The 15,615-nt window shown below is 72.8% G+C and carries 17 protein-coding genes; 3 read left to right on the top strand and 14 right to left on the bottom strand.

Going from position 1 to position 15,615, the window contains the following annotated elements; translation table 11 throughout:
- Window positions 1-151: 151 nt before the first annotated feature.
- Together ACFZAU_RS12565 and ACFZAU_RS12560 are read right to left on the bottom strand one after the other, a co-directional pair.
- Window positions 152-934, bottom strand: coding sequence for an anti-sigma factor (locus ACFZAU_RS12565; RefSeq protein ID WP_500552121.1), 783 nt, complete (start codon window positions 932-934; stop codon window positions 152-154).
- Window positions 931-1,515: a sigma-70 family RNA polymerase sigma factor gene (locus ACFZAU_RS12560; RefSeq protein ID WP_499599331.1), complete on the bottom strand. Its 585-nt coding sequence runs from the start codon at window positions 1,513-1,515 to the stop codon at window positions 931-933. The genes ACFZAU_RS12565 and ACFZAU_RS12560 overlap by 4 nt, the downstream gene beginning before the upstream one ends.
- Before the next feature lie 99 nt (window positions 1,516-1,614).
- Between ACFZAU_RS12560 and ACFZAU_RS12555 the strand changes: the two genes are divergently transcribed.
- Complete coding sequence (locus tag ACFZAU_RS12555) at window positions 1,615-2,490, top strand: NAD(P)-dependent oxidoreductase (protein WP_500552120.1); 876 nt, start codon at window positions 1,615-1,617, stop codon at window positions 2,488-2,490.
- Here the strand turns inward: ACFZAU_RS12555 and ACFZAU_RS12550 are convergent, their stop codons facing one another.
- The 3 genes from ACFZAU_RS12550 to ACFZAU_RS12540 all read right to left on the bottom strand — a co-directional run bounded on the left by ACFZAU_RS12550 (window position 2,491) and on the right by ACFZAU_RS12540 (window position 4,611).
- Window positions 2,491-3,252 carry a bestrophin-like domain gene (locus ACFZAU_RS12550; protein WP_500552119.1) on the bottom strand — a complete coding sequence of 254 codons (762 nt, stop codon included), beginning with the start codon at window positions 3,250-3,252 and terminating at the stop codon, window positions 2,491-2,493. It lies immediately after the preceding gene.
- A gap of 3 nt (window positions 3,253-3,255) precedes the next feature.
- A complete protein-coding gene (locus tag ACFZAU_RS12545) occupies window positions 3,256-3,936 on the bottom strand; it encodes a hypothetical protein (RefSeq protein ID WP_500552118.1) in 681 nt (226 codons plus the stop codon).
- A 72-nt stretch (window positions 3,937-4,008) separates the two neighbouring features.
- Window positions 4,009-4,611 carry a TetR/AcrR family transcriptional regulator gene (locus ACFZAU_RS12540; RefSeq protein ID WP_500462864.1) on the bottom strand — a complete coding sequence of 201 codons (603 nt, stop codon included), beginning with the start codon at window positions 4,609-4,611 and terminating at the stop codon, window positions 4,009-4,011.
- A gap of 62 nt (window positions 4,612-4,673) precedes the next feature.
- Between ACFZAU_RS12540 and ACFZAU_RS12535 the strand changes: the two genes are divergently transcribed.
- Window positions 4,674-5,630, top strand: coding sequence for a beta-ketoacyl-ACP synthase III (locus ACFZAU_RS12535; protein WP_500552117.1), 957 nt, complete (start codon window positions 4,674-4,676; stop codon window positions 5,628-5,630).
- Between the two features lie 67 nt (window positions 5,631-5,697).
- Here the strand turns inward: ACFZAU_RS12535 and fabF are convergent, their stop codons facing one another.
- From fabF to ACFZAU_RS12490, 9 genes are all read right to left on the bottom strand, one after another.
- On the bottom strand, window positions 5,698-6,960 hold the full coding sequence (gene fabF, locus ACFZAU_RS12530) for a beta-ketoacyl-ACP synthase II (protein WP_499598694.1): 1,263 nt from the start codon (window positions 6,958-6,960) through the stop codon (window positions 5,698-5,700).
- Between the two features lie 64 nt (window positions 6,961-7,024).
- Window positions 7,025-7,270 (bottom strand): acyl carrier protein, encoded by a 246-nt coding sequence (locus ACFZAU_RS12525; protein WP_018556746.1) that lies wholly within the window; start codon window positions 7,268-7,270, stop codon window positions 7,025-7,027.
- A 76-nt stretch (window positions 7,271-7,346) separates the two neighbouring features.
- The gene (locus ACFZAU_RS12520; protein ID WP_499598692.1) at window positions 7,347-8,378 is read right to left on the bottom strand and encodes a ketoacyl-ACP synthase III; all 1,032 of its coding nucleotides are present in this window, start codon (window positions 8,376-8,378) and stop codon (window positions 7,347-7,349) included.
- Window positions 8,379-8,392: 14 nt separating this feature from the next.
- Window positions 8,393-9,328 (bottom strand): ACP S-malonyltransferase, encoded by a 936-nt coding sequence (locus tag ACFZAU_RS12515; RefSeq protein ID WP_500462866.1) that lies wholly within the window; start codon window positions 9,326-9,328, stop codon window positions 8,393-8,395.
- Between the two features lie 101 nt (window positions 9,329-9,429).
- Window positions 9,430-10,629 carry a PucR family transcriptional regulator gene (locus tag ACFZAU_RS12510; RefSeq protein ID WP_499598689.1) on the bottom strand — a complete coding sequence of 400 codons (1,200 nt, stop codon included), beginning with the start codon at window positions 10,627-10,629 and terminating at the stop codon, window positions 9,430-9,432.
- Window positions 10,630-10,696: 67 nt separating this feature from the next.
- The gene (locus tag ACFZAU_RS12505) at window positions 10,697-11,512 is read right to left on the bottom strand and encodes an ABC transporter permease (protein WP_500552116.1); all 816 of its coding nucleotides are present in this window, start codon (window positions 11,510-11,512) and stop codon (window positions 10,697-10,699) included.
- An 11-nt stretch (window positions 11,513-11,523) separates the two neighbouring features.
- Window positions 11,524-12,432, bottom strand: a complete 909-nt coding sequence (locus ACFZAU_RS12500; RefSeq protein WP_500552115.1) for an ABC transporter permease — start codon at window positions 12,430-12,432, stop codon at window positions 11,524-11,526.
- 7 nt (window positions 12,433-12,439) lie between these two features.
- Window positions 12,440-13,639: an ABC transporter substrate-binding protein gene (locus ACFZAU_RS12495; protein WP_500552114.1), complete on the bottom strand. Its 1,200-nt coding sequence runs from the start codon at window positions 13,637-13,639 to the stop codon at window positions 12,440-12,442.
- Window positions 13,630-14,727: an ABC transporter ATP-binding protein gene (locus ACFZAU_RS12490; protein WP_500552113.1), complete on the bottom strand. Its 1,098-nt coding sequence runs from the start codon at window positions 14,725-14,727 to the stop codon at window positions 13,630-13,632. The genes ACFZAU_RS12495 and ACFZAU_RS12490 overlap by 10 nt, the downstream gene beginning before the upstream one ends.
- 114 nt (window positions 14,728-14,841) lie before the next feature.
- Here ACFZAU_RS12490 and ACFZAU_RS12485 point away from each other — a divergent pair, with 114 nt between their 5' ends.
- Window positions 14,842-15,588: a FadR/GntR family transcriptional regulator gene (locus ACFZAU_RS12485; protein ID WP_500552112.1), complete on the top strand. Its 747-nt coding sequence runs from the start codon at window positions 14,842-14,844 to the stop codon at window positions 15,586-15,588.
- The last annotated feature ends 27 nt before the right edge of the window (window positions 15,589-15,615 follow it).

Genomic DNA, 15,615 nt, shown 5'->3' with positions numbered 1-15,615 from the left:
AGGGGCGCGGCGTGCCGGCGTTGCCCGAGCCGGGCCGCGTTCCCCGGCCGTCCACGCGTCGGTCTGCCGCGTCGGCAGCCGGGCAACCGCGACGTGGGCCGTCCCGGCCCGTGCCGCGCACCGCGCCCGGGCGCGGTGCGCGGCGGGGGTGCTACGCCGGGAAGGTCACGAGGGCCAGCGGGTCGGAGGTGGGCCGGGGCGAGCCGCCGGGGGGCTCGACGGTGATGCCCATGCCGGAGGCGCCGTCGACGGCGCCCCGGAGGAGGACGGCCTGGGTGGTGTCGCCACCGGACGGCTTCGGCATGAGGCCCGCGGAGCGCATCGTGTCGCCGTCGGCGTACCAGAGCTGGTAGACCCGGTCGCCGGTCAGCGCCGGCATGCCGTGGGCGAAGAACACCGCGCGGTCCTGGCTGCGGGAGACGACCACCGTGCCGCCGGCGCCGCCCGCGAGCTTCGCGGAGGTCGTGACGGCGTCGGGCGCCGCCAGGACCCGGGAGATCTGCTCCGCCTGCGCCTGGGTCTGCCGGTTCTCCTGGCGCAGGTCGCCGAGTTGTTGCTGCTGCCAGACCGCGACGCCGCCCAGTGCCGCGGCCGCGGCGAGGCAGGCCGCCAGGGCGAAGCGGACCCGGCGCCGGGCGGGCTGCGAGGCGCGGCGGCGCGTCGCCCGGGCCGCGGCGCGGGGTGGCTCGGGCACCGACGGCGGCTCCTGCCGCACGTTGGCTATGAGCCGCATGACGTCGTCCTTCACGCGGGGCGGAACGGGCTCGGCCGCGGCGAGCCCGAGGCGGGCGGCGGTCGCCGCCAGCTCGCGCACCTCCAGCGCGCAGGCCTCGCACTCCGCGAGGTGGCGTTCGAACTCCGCGCGCTCGTGCCGCGTCAGCGCGTCGACGGCGTAGGCCCCGGTGAGGGTGTGCAGTTCGGCCTCGGTGCTCACGCGGTCACCCCCAGGCAGTCGCGCAGCCGTATCAGGCCGTCCCGGAGCCGGGTCTTGACGGTGCCCAGCGGCAGCGCCAGCAGCTCGGCGACCTCCCGGTACGTCAGCCCCCGGTAGTAGGCGAGGGTCACCGACTGGTGCTGCACCTCGGTGAGGGTGCGCATGCAGCGCCGCACCTGTTCGGCCTCCAGCCGGGCCTCGACCTGTTCGGTGACCTCGTCGTAGGCGGGGGTGCGCTCCAGCAGCGCCGCCTTGTGCTCGCGGTCGGCGGCCGCGTTCGCGGACCGCACCCGGTCCACGGCCCTGCGGTGGGCCAGGGTCATCACCCAGGTCATCGCGCTGCCCTTCTCCGGCCGGAAGCGGGCGGCGGTGCGCCACACCTCCACCAGCACCTCCTGCGTCACCTCCTCCGACTGCGCGGGGTCCCTGAGCACTCCGCGCACCAGCCCGAGCACCGGTCCGCTCACGGCGTCGTACAGCCGGGCGAAGGCCTCCTGGTCGCCGCGCGCGACGGCGAGCAGCAGCTCCGAGGGGTCCGGCCCCTGCCGTGCGGGCCTGCCGAACCGCAGCGGTTCCCTCACCACACCTCCAGCGTTCGATTCCGGGTGTCGCGGACAAGTGTCCCGTCCGGCATTCGGCGCCGCGAGCGTTTCGGATGGGTCCGTCGTACCGTGGCAGTCATGTCCGACACCACTTCAGCAGCAGTTCTGGGCACCGGGATCATGGGTGCCGCGATGGCCCGCAACCTCGTCGGGGCCGGCCTCGACGTCCGCGTGTGGAACCGAACGAAGGAGAAGGCCGAGCCGCTCGGCAAGGACGGCGCACGCGTCGTCGACACCCCCGCAGAGGCGGTGGACGGTGCCGACGTGGTGGTGACCATCCTGCACGACGCCGACTCCGCCCTGGAGACCATGCGGCAGGCGGCGCCGGCGCTGCGGAAGGGCGCGGTGTGGGCGCAGTGCACCACCGCGGGCGTGGCCGCCCTCGGGGCGTTCGCGCAGTTCGCGCGCGAGCACGGCGTCGTCTTCCTCGACTCGCCCGTGCTGGGCACCCGGCAGCCCGCGGAGAACGGGCAGCTCCTGGTGCTGGCCGCCGGGCCGCAGGAGGCCCGGCAGAAGGTGGCGCCGGTCTTCGACGCGATCGGCAGCCGCACCGTGTGGGTGGGGGAGGACGCGGCGGAGGGCGCCGCCAGCCGCCTCAAGCTGGTCGTCAACAGCTGGGTGCTGACGATCACCCACGGCACGGCCGAGGCCCTCGCGCTCGCGAAGGGCCTCGGCGTGGACGCCGCGGACTTCCTCCAGGCCGTCTCCGGTGGCCCCCTCGACATGGGCTACCTGCGAGCGAAGTCGGCGGCGGTCCTGGCCGGCGACTTCGCCCCCAGCTTCGCCGTGCACACCGCGGAGAAGGACGCCCGGCTGATCGTGGAGGCCGGGGAGTCGGCCGGGGTCCGGCTCGACGTCATGGCGGCGGGCGCCGAGCGCTTCCGCCGCGCGGCCGAGCTCGGGCACGGGGCGGAGGACATGGTGGCCTCGTACTTCGCGAGCTTCGAGAAGTGATCACCCGATGTGCGGGAAGAGGCTGGTGAAGGACGCCGCCGCCTCGGCCGGGTCGCGGCCGAAGGGGGCGTCCAGGTCCCAGATGAGGAAGAGCAGGAAGGCGATCAGGGCGCTGTAGAGCCCGGCGAGGACGAGTTCCCGCCGGGAGCGCCGGATCTGCAGGCTGAAGATCAGTCCCACCGCGACGAGGGCGCCGGTGACCAGGCCGAACCACACCACCCCCGGCATGGTCGGTCCGGCGTTCTCGCCGCGTGCGGTGCGCGCGTCGTCGGCGGCCGCGACCTGGTCGACGACCGGCTGGTACGCCTGGTTGGCCAGCGGGGTGCGCGGTTCGAAGTCGGTCACGTCGCGGCGCACCTTGTCGAGGAGTTCCGAGCCGCGCCCGGTGTTCTCCCCGTGCTTGATCATGTAGGGCAGTTCGGTGTGCGCGACGTAGGAGACGTACGCGTCCACGTCGGCGCGCACCTGGTCGCGGACCTCGGCCGGGTAGACCTGGACCCGCTGCCGCACCTCTTGCAGGGCCTGGGTCTCGCGGTGGAAGGTGTCCTCGGCGCCCCCGCGGGCCTCCCAGACGCCGGCGATGGCGAGGCCGAGGACGATGGCGTACACCACGCCGATCATCATCGTCATGTACTCGATGACGTCGGGGGTCTCCGAGGGGTCGTCGTCGTCCCCGATGCGGCGGTGGTTGATGAACACGATGGTCAGCACCACGGCGCAGGCCGCGGCCATCGCGATGCCCAGGACGAGCCAGTCCGACATCGATCACCTCCGGGAGCGGGCTTGGGAGCGGGGTTTGAGCGCCGCGGCGGACAGGACCGCCGGGGCGGTGACGAGCAGCATGAGCTGGACGATGCTCGGCCCCTCGGGCGGGGGCGGCGCGCTCGCCTTGCGGTAGGCGACCACCGGGAGTTCCGCGCGGTGCGTCGGCGTCGGCGTGGGGGTCGGGGTGGGCGTGGGTGTCGGAGTGGGGGTCGGCGTCGGTGTCGGTGTCGGTGTCGGGGTGGGGGTCGGCGTGGGTGCCGGGGCCGGTGCGCGGCGCACGGGGCGGGCGGGGGTGGGGCGCGGCGCCGGCCCGCAGGGGTGCCGCCAGGACACCGAGCCCCGTGAACCGCCGCCGTCGGTGCGGGCGTTGACCGTCGACTCGTACGCGGGACAGTGCCGTCGCCGGACGGTCGCGGACGAGCCGCCCTTGCCCGTGCGGGCGTCCACGGTGTCCCCGCCGTGCGTGACCCGGGCCCGGGTCTCCCCGTCACGTGTCTCCACCCGGACGGCCCCGCCGCCGGTCTCCACCCGCACGGTGCCGTCGGGCAGGAACCGGACCACGGGCGGGCCCGGTGGCCCTGGTGGGTCGTGCGCGTACGCCGTCCCCCCGGCCGCGCCCGGCACCAGCACCGTCAGCGCCGCGGCCGCCGTGAGGCCGGCCCCCCTCAGCCAGATGCTCATGGACACGATCCTGCGCGGGGCCGGGCGCGCCCATCCGGGGGATGCGGCCAATCCCCCCGAAGGGCTGATTCGTCAGCTCAGGACACGCCGCAGCGCACGCCGGGCGCGGTCGGGGGCGCTCCGGTCGCCGAAGAGCTGGACGGCGTGGTTGAGGGAGAAGTAGATCCCGTTCAGCTCGAAGACCAGCTGCTCCGGGTCGGTGTCCGGGGGCAGTTCGCCGTGCTCCACGGCGGCCCGGATGTCGCGGGTCAGCCGGCGCCGCCAGACGGTGTAGAGCCGGGCGACCGCGTCCCGGACCGGCCCCTCCCGGCCGTCGAACTCCACGGCGGAGGCGGTGAACAGGCAGCCGCCGGGGAAGGCCTCGCGCTCGCGGTCCAGGTAGGTCACCCAGGCCTCGCAGATCGCGGTCAGCCGGGCGAGGCCGGGGGCGGCCCCCGACGCGGGCACCCACACGGCGCGCGTGAAGATCTCCGAGGCCCGCCGCAGCGCGGCGATCTGCAGGGCCTCCTTGGTACCGAAGTGCCCCAGCAGCCCGGACTTGCTGATCCCGAGGTCGGTCGCGAGCCGGCCGATCGTGAGGCCCTCCAGACCCTCCACGGAGGCGACCGCGACGCTGCGTTCGATGATCCGCTCACGGGTGTGGCGCGCCTCGGCGGCGGACTTGCGTGGGCTCATGCGCCCATCGTAGCCACCCCTCCACCTTTAGAGTCCGACCGATCGGTCGCTATAGTTCCGGCATGACTGCATCCCGCATCGCCGCCCTGGGCCACCACCAGCCGCAACGCGTCCTCACCAACGACGACTTGGCCACCATGGTCGACACCAGCGACGCCTGGATCCGACAGCGCACCGGCATCGCCACCCGGCACATCGCCGACGAGGACGAGTCGGTCGCCGACATGGCCGTGGCAGCCGCGGGCAAGGCCCTCGCCACCGCGGGCCTGGACCCCTCCGAGGTCGACCTGGTCGTCGTCGCCACCTCCAGCGCCGTCGACCGCAGCCCCAGCACCGCCGCCCAGGTCGCGGCCCGGCTCGGCATGACGGCCCCCGCCTCCTACGACCTCAACAACGCCTGCGCCGGCTTCACCACCGCGCTCGCTGCCGCCGACCACGCCGTACGGGCCGGCGCCGCGCGCCACGCCCTGGTCGTCGGAGCCGAGAAGATGTCGGACCTCACCGACTGGACCGACCGCAGCACCTGCGTCCTGCTGGGCGACGGGGCCGGCGCGGCCCTGGTCAGCGCCGCGGACGCCGCTCCGGGGGCGCTCCCCGGCATCGGCCCGGTCGTCTGGGGCTCGGACCCCACCCGCGCCGACGCCGTACGGCTGGCCGGCGCCTGGCAGCCCCGCTTCGCCCAGGACGGCCAGGCGGTCTTCCGCTGGGCCACCACGACCCTCGCCCCGATCGCCGAGGAGGCCTGCCGGCGTGCCGGTGTCACCCCCCGCGAGCTCGGCGGCATCGTGACGCACCAGGCCAACCTGCGGATCATCGAGGCCGTCGTGAGCCGGTTGGACGCCCCGCAGGCGGTCGTGGCGCGAGACGTCGTGGACTCCGGGAACACCTCGGCGGCCTCCGTGCCGCTGGCCTTCTCCAAGCTCGTCGAGCGGGGCGAGCTCACCCCGGGCGCTCCCGTGCTGCTGCTCGGTTTCGGCGGCGGGCTGTCCTGGGCCGGGCAGGTCGTCGGCTGCCCCTGACCCGGGGACGACCGAGGGCCGGTCGGCCGCGCGAGCGGCTGACCGGCCCTCAGGGGTGCCGTACGGCTCAGGCGCTCTTGAACGCCATGACGACGTTGTGGCCGCCGAAGCCGAAGGAGTTGTTGACGGCCACGATCGGGCCCTCGGGCAGCTTGCGCGCCTCGGTGGAGACCAGACCGGGGTCGATCTCGTCGTCCAGGTCGTCGATGTTGATCGACGGCGGCGCGAGCCGGTGGTGCAGGGCGAGGACGGTGGCGACCGTCTCGATGCCGCCGGCGCCGCCCAGCAGGTGACCGGTCATCGACTTGGTGGCCGAGATGGCCACGTGGTCGAGGTGGTCGCCGAGCACCTTGCGGAGCGCCTTGACCTCGGCCACGTCACCCTGCGGGGTGGAGGTCGCGTGCGCGTTCAGGTGGACGATCTGCGCCAGGTCCAGGCCGGTCGCGGCGATCAGCTGCTCCAGCGCGGCGGCGATGCCGCGGCCGGTGGGCTCCGGCTGCGCGATGTGGTGGGCGTCGGACGACAGGCCCTGGCCCAGCACCTCGGCGTAGACCCGGGCGCCGCGCCGGGCGGCGTGCTCGGCCGACTCCAGCACCACGACACCCGCGCCCTCGCCGAGGACGAAGCCGTCACGGCCCTTGTCGTACGGGCGGGAGGCGCCCCGCGGGTCGTCGTTGTTCTTGGACATCGCCATCATGTTGGCGAACGCGGCGATCGGCAGCGGGTGCACGGCCGCCTCGGTGCCGCCGGCCACGACGACGTCGGCGCGGCCGGAGCGGATCATCTCGTACGCGTAGCCGACGGCCTCGGCGCCGGAGGCGCAGGCGCTGACCGGGGTGTGCACACCGGCGCGGGCGTTGACCTCGAGGCTGACGTTGGCCGAGGGGCTGTTGGGCATCAGCATCGGCACGGTGTGCGGGGACACCTTGCGGGGGCCGGAGTTCTTGAGGTTGTCGTACTGGTCGAGCAGTGTGGTGACGCCGCCGATGCCGGAGGCGATCACGGTGCCCAGGCGGTCGGGGTCGACCGAGCTGTCCTCGCCGGCCTTGGCGGTGAAGCCCGCGTCGGCCCAGGCCTCACGGGTGGCGATCAGCGCGAACTGCGCCGAACGGTCGAGCTTGCGGGCGACCGGGCGGGGCAGGACCTCCAGCGGCTCCACGGCGATCTGCGCGGCGATGCGCACCGGCAGCTCGGCGGCCCAGTCCTGCTCCAGGGGGCGTACGCCGGAACGTCCGGCGGTCAACCCTTCCCAGGTCGACGCGCTGTCCCCGCCCAGCGGAGTGGTTGCGCCGATACCGGTGACGACCACGGTGTGATTGGTCGGGCTCACAGGGATTGTCTCTCCACGTCTAGAAGGGCGGGCGACAGACACGTCGACCAGGGGTGGCTCAGGCTCAGGCCTGGGCCTTGAGGATGTAGTCGACGGCGTCGCCGACGGTCTTCAGCTGCTTGACGTCGTCGTCCGGGATCTTGACCTCGAAGCGCTCCTCGGCGGCGACGACGACCTCGACCATGGACAGCGAGTCGACGTCCAGGTCGTCGGTGAAGGACTTGTCCAGCTGGACGTCCTCGGTCGGGATGCCGGCGATCTCGTTCACGATCTCCGCGAGACCCTCGACGATCTCTTCCTGGGTGGCCATGGCGGCGCTCTCCTTCTTCGTGCTGGTTACTACGGGCTGCGGCGGGCGGGAGTGCGCGCCGCGTGGGTGGTGGTGCCTAGGGGAGGGTAACGACAGTGGCGGCGTACACGAGCCCTGCCCCGAAACCGATGATCAGTGCCGTGTCGCCGCTCTTGGCCTGTCCGGTGGCGAGCAGACGCTCCATCGCGAGCGGGATCGACGCGGCGGAGGTGTTGCCGGTGGTCTCGATGTCGCGGGCGACCGCGACGTGCTCCGGCAGCTTGAGCGCCTTGATCATCGAGTCGATGATGCGCATGTTGGCCTGGTGCGGGATGAAGACGTCCAGGTCGTCCGCGCTGATCCCGGCGGCGTCCAGCGCCTCCTGGGCCACCTTGGCCATCTCGAACACCGCCCAGCGGAAGACGGTCTGGCCCTCCTGGGTGATCGCGGGGAACTTCAGCTCCCCGTCCTCGCCCACCGGCAGCTGCGAGACGTCGCCCACACGGAAGCGGTCCCACGCGACGGTCTGGGTGATGGTGTTGGACTTGTCGCCCTCCGAGCCCCAGACGGTGGGGCCGATCTCGGGCTCGTCGGCCGGGCCGATGATGACGGCGCCGGCGCCGTCGCCGAAGAGGAAGGCGGTGGCGCGGTCCGACTTGTCGGTCAGGTCGCTCAGCCGCTCGACGCCGATCACCAGGACGTGCTTCGCGCTGCCCTCGGTGACCATGCCCTTGGCGAGGGTCACGGCGTACGTGAAGCCCGCGCAGCCCGCCGAGATGTCGAAGGCGGCCGGCTTGCCCGCGCCGATCCGGTGCGCGATCTCGGTCGCGACGGCCGGGGTCTGCTTGAAGTGGGAGACGGTGGCGACGATGACGCCCCCGATGTCCTCCGCCGAGATCCCCGCGTCGGCGATGGCCTTGCCCGCCGCGGTCACCGACATCTCGGCGACCGTCTCCTCCGGGCCGGCCCAGTGCCGGGAGGCGATGCCCGAGCGCGAGCGGATCCACTCGTCGCTGGAGTCGATGTTCTCCAGGATCACCTCGTTGGGCACCACACGGGTCGGCCGGTAGCCGCCGACGCCCATGATGCGCGCGTACGGGGAGCCCTTGCTGGGCCTGATCTTCGCCATGTCTGCGGGGACTCCTATTCCTGGGTGCCGTGCTCGGCCACGATCGCGCGGGCGGCCTCGAGGTCGTCCGGGGTCTTGAGGGCCAGGGTCGCGACGCCGGGCAGCGCGCGCTTGGCCAGCCCCACCAGGGTGCCACCCGGCACCAGCTCGATGATCGCGGTGACGCCGAGCTCCTTGAAGGTCTCCATGCACAGGTCCCAGCGGACCGGGTTGGACACCTGCGACACCAGGCGCGAGACGACCTCGGCGCCGGAGCGGACGACCGCGCCGTCGGCGTTGGACACGTACGGCAGGGCGGGGTCGGAGACGGCCAGCGACTGCGCCAGCTCCTCCAGCACGGCCACGGCCGGGGTCATGTGGTGGGTGTGGAACGCGCCCGCCACCTTCAGCGGGATGACCCGCGCCTTCTCGGGCTTGTCCGAGGTCAGCTCCGCGAGCTGCTTCGCGGTGCCGGCCGCCACGATCTGACCGGCCCCGTTGATGTTCGCCGGGGTGAGGCCGAGGTTCTCCAGGTGGGCGACGACGACGTCCGGGTCGCCGCCGAGCACGGCCGACATGCCGGTCTCGGTGACGGCCGCGGCCTGGGCCATCGCGGTGCTGCGGGTACGGACGAAGCTCATCGCCGCCTCGGCGCTCAGCACGCCCCCGACGGCCGCCGCCGTGATCTCGCCGACGCTGTGACCCGCCACGGCGCCCAGCGCGGAACGCGCGGCGGCCGGGCCGTCGAACAGCTGCTCCGCCGCGACCAGACCGGCCGCCACCAGCAGGGGCTGGGCGACGGCGGTGTCACGGATCTCCTCGGCCTCGGCCTTGGTGCCGAAGTGGGCGAGGTCGAGACCGGCGGTCGAGGACAGACCGGAGAGACGGTCGGCGACACCGGGAAGTTCGAGCCACGGGTTCAGGAAGCCGGGGGCCTGGGCGCCCTGGCCGGGAGCGACGAGTACGAGCACGCTTTCAACTCTCTCTTGAGCGAGGTGATCCCCGCCCGTGGGGACAGGGACCAAGAACCGACGGGCGATTTGTTGGTGTCCCACAAAGGCCCTGGGTGCGTCTACGGTGTCTGCCCCGACTCGGAGAGTCGGCCCAGGATGAGCGCGATGCGAAGGGTGAAGGCGGAGCGCACGTCCGAGGGCGACCAGCCGGTGACGTCCGTCACACGTCGGAGCCGGTAACGAACGGTGTTGGGGTGAACGAACAACATCCGGGCGGCCCCTTCCAGCGACGAGGCCTGTTCGAGGTAGACGGACAGAGTCTCAAGCAGTGCCGAACCAGCTTCCTCCAACGGCCTGTAGATCTCCTCCACCAGCTGATCGCGGGCGTGTCGGTCGCCCGCCATCGCGCGCTCCGGGAGCAGGTCGTCGGCGATCACCGGACGCGGCGCGTCGGGCCAGGCCGCGCACGCCTTCAGGCCCGCGGCCGCGGCCGCCGCCGACTTCGACGCCGCCAGCAGGTCGCCCACCACGGGCCCGGCGACCACCGGACCGGCCGCGAACGGCCCGATCAGGGCCTTGGCGACGCGCAGCGGCTCCCCGTCACCACCCGCGACCACGATCAGGCGGTCGCCGAGGACCCCGGTGAGCACCTGCAGCTTGGCGTGCCGCGCCGCCCGCCGGATCGCCTCGACGGTCAGCTCGCTGTCCCCGTTGGGTGCCGTGCCCAGCACCACCACGATCTTGTCGGGGGAGCTCCAGCCCAGCGCCGCCGCCCGCGACAGCACGCCCTCGTCGGCCTCGCCGGACAGCACCGCGTTGACCACCAGGGACTCCAGCCGGGCGTCCCAGGCGCCGCGCGCCTCGGCGGCCTGGGCGTAGACCTGGGCCGTCGCGAAGGCGATCTCCCGCGCGTAGACCAGCAGCGCCTCGCGCAGCACCGACTCGTCGCCGGGGGCCGCGACCTCGTCGATCGCCGACTCCATGACCTCGATGGTGGTGCGCACCATCTCCACCGTCTGGCGCAGCGAGATCGCCCGGGTCAGCTCCCGCGGGGCGGTGCCGAAGACGTCGGTGCTGATCGCCTGGGGGGTCTCCGGGTGGCGGAACCACTCCGTGAAGGCCGCGATGCCCGCCTGCGCCACCAGCCCGATCCACGAGCGGTTCTCCGGGGGCATGGCCCGGTACCAGGGCAGCTGCCCGTCCATCCGCGCGATCGCGGCCGCCGCCAGGCGCCCCGAGGACTTCTCCAGCCTCCTCAGCGTGGCGGAGTGGGGGTGGTCGCGGGCGGGGTCGAATGCGTTCAGCGCGGGTTCTGGCACGGGTACAAGCCTGCCTTATCCGGGCGGATGCATTGGCACGTACCCCTCACCTGCCGCCACTGGCGGCTCAGAGGCGGCCTCCCGAGGCGGAGTCGGCCGACAGCCGCTGCGCGAGGTAGACCGGGATCACCGACGCGACGACGAGCACCGCGGCCACCACATTGACGACGGGCGCCTGCTGCGGCCTGGCCATGTTGCTGAAGATCCACACGGGGAGGGTCTGGACACCGGGACCCGCGGTGAAGGTGGTGACGACGATCTCGTCGAAGGAGAGGGCGAAGGCCAGCAGCCCGCCGGCCAGCAGCGCGGTGCGCACCAGCGGGAAGGTGATGTCGCGGAAGACCTGGAAGGTGTCGGCCCCCAGGTCCATCGCCGCCTCCTCGTACGAGCCCGAGGTGCGCCGCAGCCGGGCCACGACGTTGTTGAAGACCACCACGACGCAGAAGGTGGCGTGGCCGACGACGACCGTGAACAGCCCCAGCCCCACGCCGAGCGGCTCCAGCACCGTACGGAACGCGGTGTTGAGGGCGATGCCCGTGACGATGCCGGGCAGCGCGATCGGCAGGACGACGACGAAGGAGAGCGCCTCCTGTCCGAAGAAGCGGTACCGGGAGACGGCGAAGGCGATCAGGGTGCCCAGGACCAGGGAGACCGCCGTCGCGCCCAGCCCCGCCTTCACCGAGGTCCACAGCGCGGAGCGGGCGCCGGAGCTGTGCCAGGCGTCGGCCCACCAGTGCAGGGTCAGCCCCGAGGGGGGCCAGCCGAAGCCGCGGGCGGCGTTGAAGGAGTTGAGCAGGACGAGCAGCAGCGGCACGTAGATGATCGCGAAGCCCAGCGCGGCCGCGACGCGCAGGGCGATGCGGGCGGGTCGGGAGAGTTGCATGGTCACGGCCCTCACAGACTCCGGAGCGCGCCGGTGCGGCGCATGGCCAGCAGGTAGAGGACGATCACCGCGACCGGCACGGTGCCCAGCGCCGCGGCGAGCGGCAGGTCGAGGGTGATGTTGGAGTAGACGACGTTGCCGATCAGCTGGGTCTTGCCGCCGACGATCTGCACGGCGATGTAGTCGCCGAGGCTGAGCGAGAAGGTGAAGACCGAGCCGGCCGCGACCGAGGGCAGCACCATGGGCAGCACCACGGACCGGAAGGTGCGCCAGGTACGGGCCCCGAGGTCGGCGGAGGCGTCCAGCAGGGCGTCCGGCAGCTGCTCCAGCCCGGAGTGGATCGGCAGGATCATGTAGGGCAGCCACAGGTAGGCCAGCACGACGACCGCCGCGGGCAGCCCGTAGCCGGGTCCGCTCAGGCCGAGTGGCGCCAGCGCCCAGTCCAGCGGCCCGCCCTCGGAGAGCATGATCCGCCAGGCGTACGCCTTGACCAGGTAGCTGGCCCACAGCGGGGTGAGCACGGCGACCACCAGCAGGTGCCGGTACCTGGGGGCGGCCACCCGGGCGGTGTAGAAGGCGATGGGGAAGGCGACGACGACGTCGATCGCGGTCACCGCGACGGCCACGCCGACGCTGCGCAGGGCGACGTCCCGGTAGACGTCCGTGGTGAGGAGGGTGCGGAAGTTGTCGGTGCTCCAGACCCTCACCACGTCGGAGGTGAAGGGGTCGGTCGTCCAGAACGCGGAGAGGAAGAGCGCGGCCAGCGAGCCCAGGTAGGCGAGCACCAGCCAGAGCAGCGGTGCGGACAGCAGCAGCGACAGCCGCAGCCGCGGGCGGCGGTGCAGGGAACCTGCCAGCCGCCGCCCGGGGGTGCCGCCCGCCGTGGTGGGCGGGGTGGGCGGGGCGGACGTGGTGGTCACGGACGGCTCAGCCCTTGATCTCGGTCCAGGCCTGGACCCACTGGGCGTACGGCACGCACTTCACGTCGGTGCGGCCGTCCAGGCACTGCGGGATGGGCGTGTTCCAGAAGTGGACCTGCTTCCAGTAGGGCTCGTCGGCCGCGTGGAAGACGGTGCAGTGGTCCTTGGCCGCGGTCTGGGCGCAGGACCTCTCGTTCGCCGGGGCCTCGCCGAACCACTCGGCGACCTGGGCGTTCACCTTCGGCGAGACGATCCAGTCCAGCCACTTGTAGGCGCAGTTGGGGTGCTGGGCCTTGGCCGAGACCATCCAGGTGTCGGACCAGCCGGTGGAGCCCTCGCTCGGCAGGACCGCCTCGACCGGTGCCTTCTCGGCCTTGGCGAGGTTGGCGATGACCTGCCAGCTGGTGCCGATGACGGAGTCGCCGCTCTTGAAGGAGGAGATCTCCTTCAGGTAGTCGCTCCAGTACTCGCCGACGTTCGCGTTCTGCTCCTTCAGCAGGGCGACGGAGGCGTCGAACTGCTTCTGGTCCAGCGCGTACGGGTCCTTGATGCCCAGCTCCGGCTTGGTCTTCATCAGGTAGAGGGCGGCGTCCGCGATGTAGATGGCGGAGTCGTACGCGGTGACGTGGCCCTTGTAGGGGGAGGCCTTGTCGAAGACCGCCGACCAGGAGGTGGGGGCGGGGGAGACCTTGTCGGTGCGGTACATCAGCAGGTTGGCGCCGCGGCCGTGCGGGATGCCGTAGGCGACGCCGTTCACCGAGTTCCACTTCTGCATCTTCAGGTCGGCGAAGACGTCCTTGTAGTTGGGGACGAGGCCGGTGTTGACCGGTGCCGCGTCGCCCGAGGCGATGAGGCGCAGCGAGGCGTCGCCGGAGGCCGACACGGCGTCGTACTGGCCGGTCTTCATCAGGCTGACCATCTCGTCGGAGGTGCCGGCCACCTTGGTGTTGACCTGGCAGCCGGTCTCCTTCTCGAACGGGGTGACCCAGTCGACGGACTTGTCGTTCGAGCCGTCCTCGGCGTAGCCGGCCCAGGCGATCAGGTTCACCGCGCCCTCCGTCTTGCCCAGCGCCTTCGGCGCGCTGAGCTTGGGCGGGGTGAAGGCGCCGCCGGAGGAGCCGGCGCCCTTGCCGGGGGAGGACGACCCGCCGCAGGCGGTGGCCAGGGCCAGGACGGTGCAGGCTGCGAGGGTATGGGTCAGACGCACGTGGACTCCGTTTCCGGGTGGGGGGACTGGACGGTGACGTTGTGCCGGCGGTGCCACTGGAGGCGGACGCGGGTTCCCCGGTAGGCGGCGACGTCGGCCGAGGAGGTCTCCTGGTTCTGCTGCAGGGCGGTCAGCCGCCCGCCCCCGTCGAGGTCGACCAGGAAGCGTGTGCTGTCGCCGAGGTAGACGACCTCGGCGACGGTGCCGGAGACGGTGCGCAGCTCGTCGTCGGAGGCGTCCGGGGCGTTTGGCGCGTCCGGGGCGTCCGAGGGGCCGCCGGGACCCAGCAGGCGGATCTTCTCCGGGCGGACGCTGTAGGTCCCGGTGCCGTCGGTGAGCAGGTTGGAGGTGCCCACGAAGCCCGCGACGAAGGGCGTGGCCGGCCGCTCGTACACCTCGGCGGGGGTGCCGACCTGCTCGATCCGGCCCTGGTTGAAGACCGCGATCCGGTCGCTGAGGGTCAGCGCCTCCTCCTGGTCGTGCGTGACGAGGACGAAGGTGATGCCCACCTCGCGCTGGATCGCCTTCAGTTCGACCTGCATCTGCTCGCGCAGCTTGAGGTCGAGCGCCCCCAGCGGCTCGTCGAGCAGCAGCACCCGGGGACGCCCCACGAGGGCGCGGGCCAGTGCGACCCGCTGCCGCTGGCCGCCGGAGAGCTGTGCCGGGCGGCGTCCGCCGAACCCCTCCAGCCGGACCGAGGCCAGCGCCGCGCGGGCGCGTTCGACCCGTTCCGCCTTGGGCACCTTGCGGACCTTCAGCCCGTAGGCGACGTTCTGCTCCACCGTCATGTGCGGGAAGAGCGCGTAGTCCTGGAAGACGGTGTTGACGTCCCGCTCGAAGGGGGCGAGCCGGGTGACGTCCCGGCCGGCCAGCTCCACCGTGCCGGCGGTGGGGGCCTCGAAGCCCGCGACCATCCGCAGCACCGTGGTCTTGCCGGAACCGGAGGGGCCCAGCATCGAGAAGAACTCGCCGTCGGCCACCTCCAGGTCCACCCCGGCGACCGCGTGCACCTGCCCGAAGGACTTGCGCAGGTCCCGCAGGCGTACGGCGGGGGTGCCGCTGTCCGGTTCCTCGGCCGTTCCCTCCATCGGTGGGGAACCTCCCTCTTGGCTGGAGCGTTGACGCGTTGACCGAAAACCTATGAAGTTATATTTCAGAGGACAAGGCCTGCCCCGGGTAAAACTTTCGCCAAGTGAGAAGGTGTGCGGGTGAGCAAACTTTCGAATGGCGCGCTGCGCGCGGTCTTCGCGCCGGTCGGCAACCTCGCCCGGGTCGACGCGGTCGTGCGTCGCCTCGCGGACGCCATCGAACTGGGCCTGCTCGCCGACGGGGAGCAACTGCCCGGCGAGAGCGAGCTCGCCACCCGCCTCGGTGTCTCCACCGTTACCCTGCGCGAGGCCCTCATGGCCCTGCGGCAGCAGGGCCTGGTCACCACCCGCCGCGGCCGCGGCGGCGGCAGCTTCGTCACCGCCCCCGACCGGCCACGCACCGCCCGGCTCGGCCACCGGCTGGCCGACTGGAGCACCGAGGAACTGCGCGACCTGGCCGACCACTGGGCCGCCGTCGCCGGCACCGCCGCCCTGCTGGCCGCCCAGCGCACCGCGCCGGAGGACCTCGCCCCGCTGGAACGCTCCCTGGAGGAGTTCGAGGCGGCCGCCGGCCCCGCCGCCCGCGGCCGCGTCTACGGCCGGCTCCATGTGGAACTCGCCGCCGCCTCCCAGTCGGCCCGTCTCACCAAGGAGGAGATCCGTATCCAGGCGGAGATCGGAGCGCTAATCTGTCTCGCACTCGGGGAGGACGACGCCCGCGCGGCGGTCGTCGGGCTGCACCGCGCGCTGCTCCGCGCCGTGCGCGACGGCGACCCGGAGTTGGCCCGGTCCCTGGCCGAACGACGGGTGCAGGACGCGATGGAACGCCTGATCGGACTGCGTCTGACCGTCACCGGCTGACCCGGGCGTCCCGCACCTCCCGTCCTC

It is taken from the genome of Streptomyces sp. NPDC008238, from assembly GCF_042956445.1.
In the GTDB taxonomy this organism is placed as follows: domain Bacteria; phylum Actinomycetota; class Actinomycetes; order Streptomycetales; family Streptomycetaceae; genus Actinacidiphila.
The sequence above is the reverse complement of the archived record's forward strand: the minus strand, read 5'-3'. Positions and strand labels throughout refer to the sequence as shown.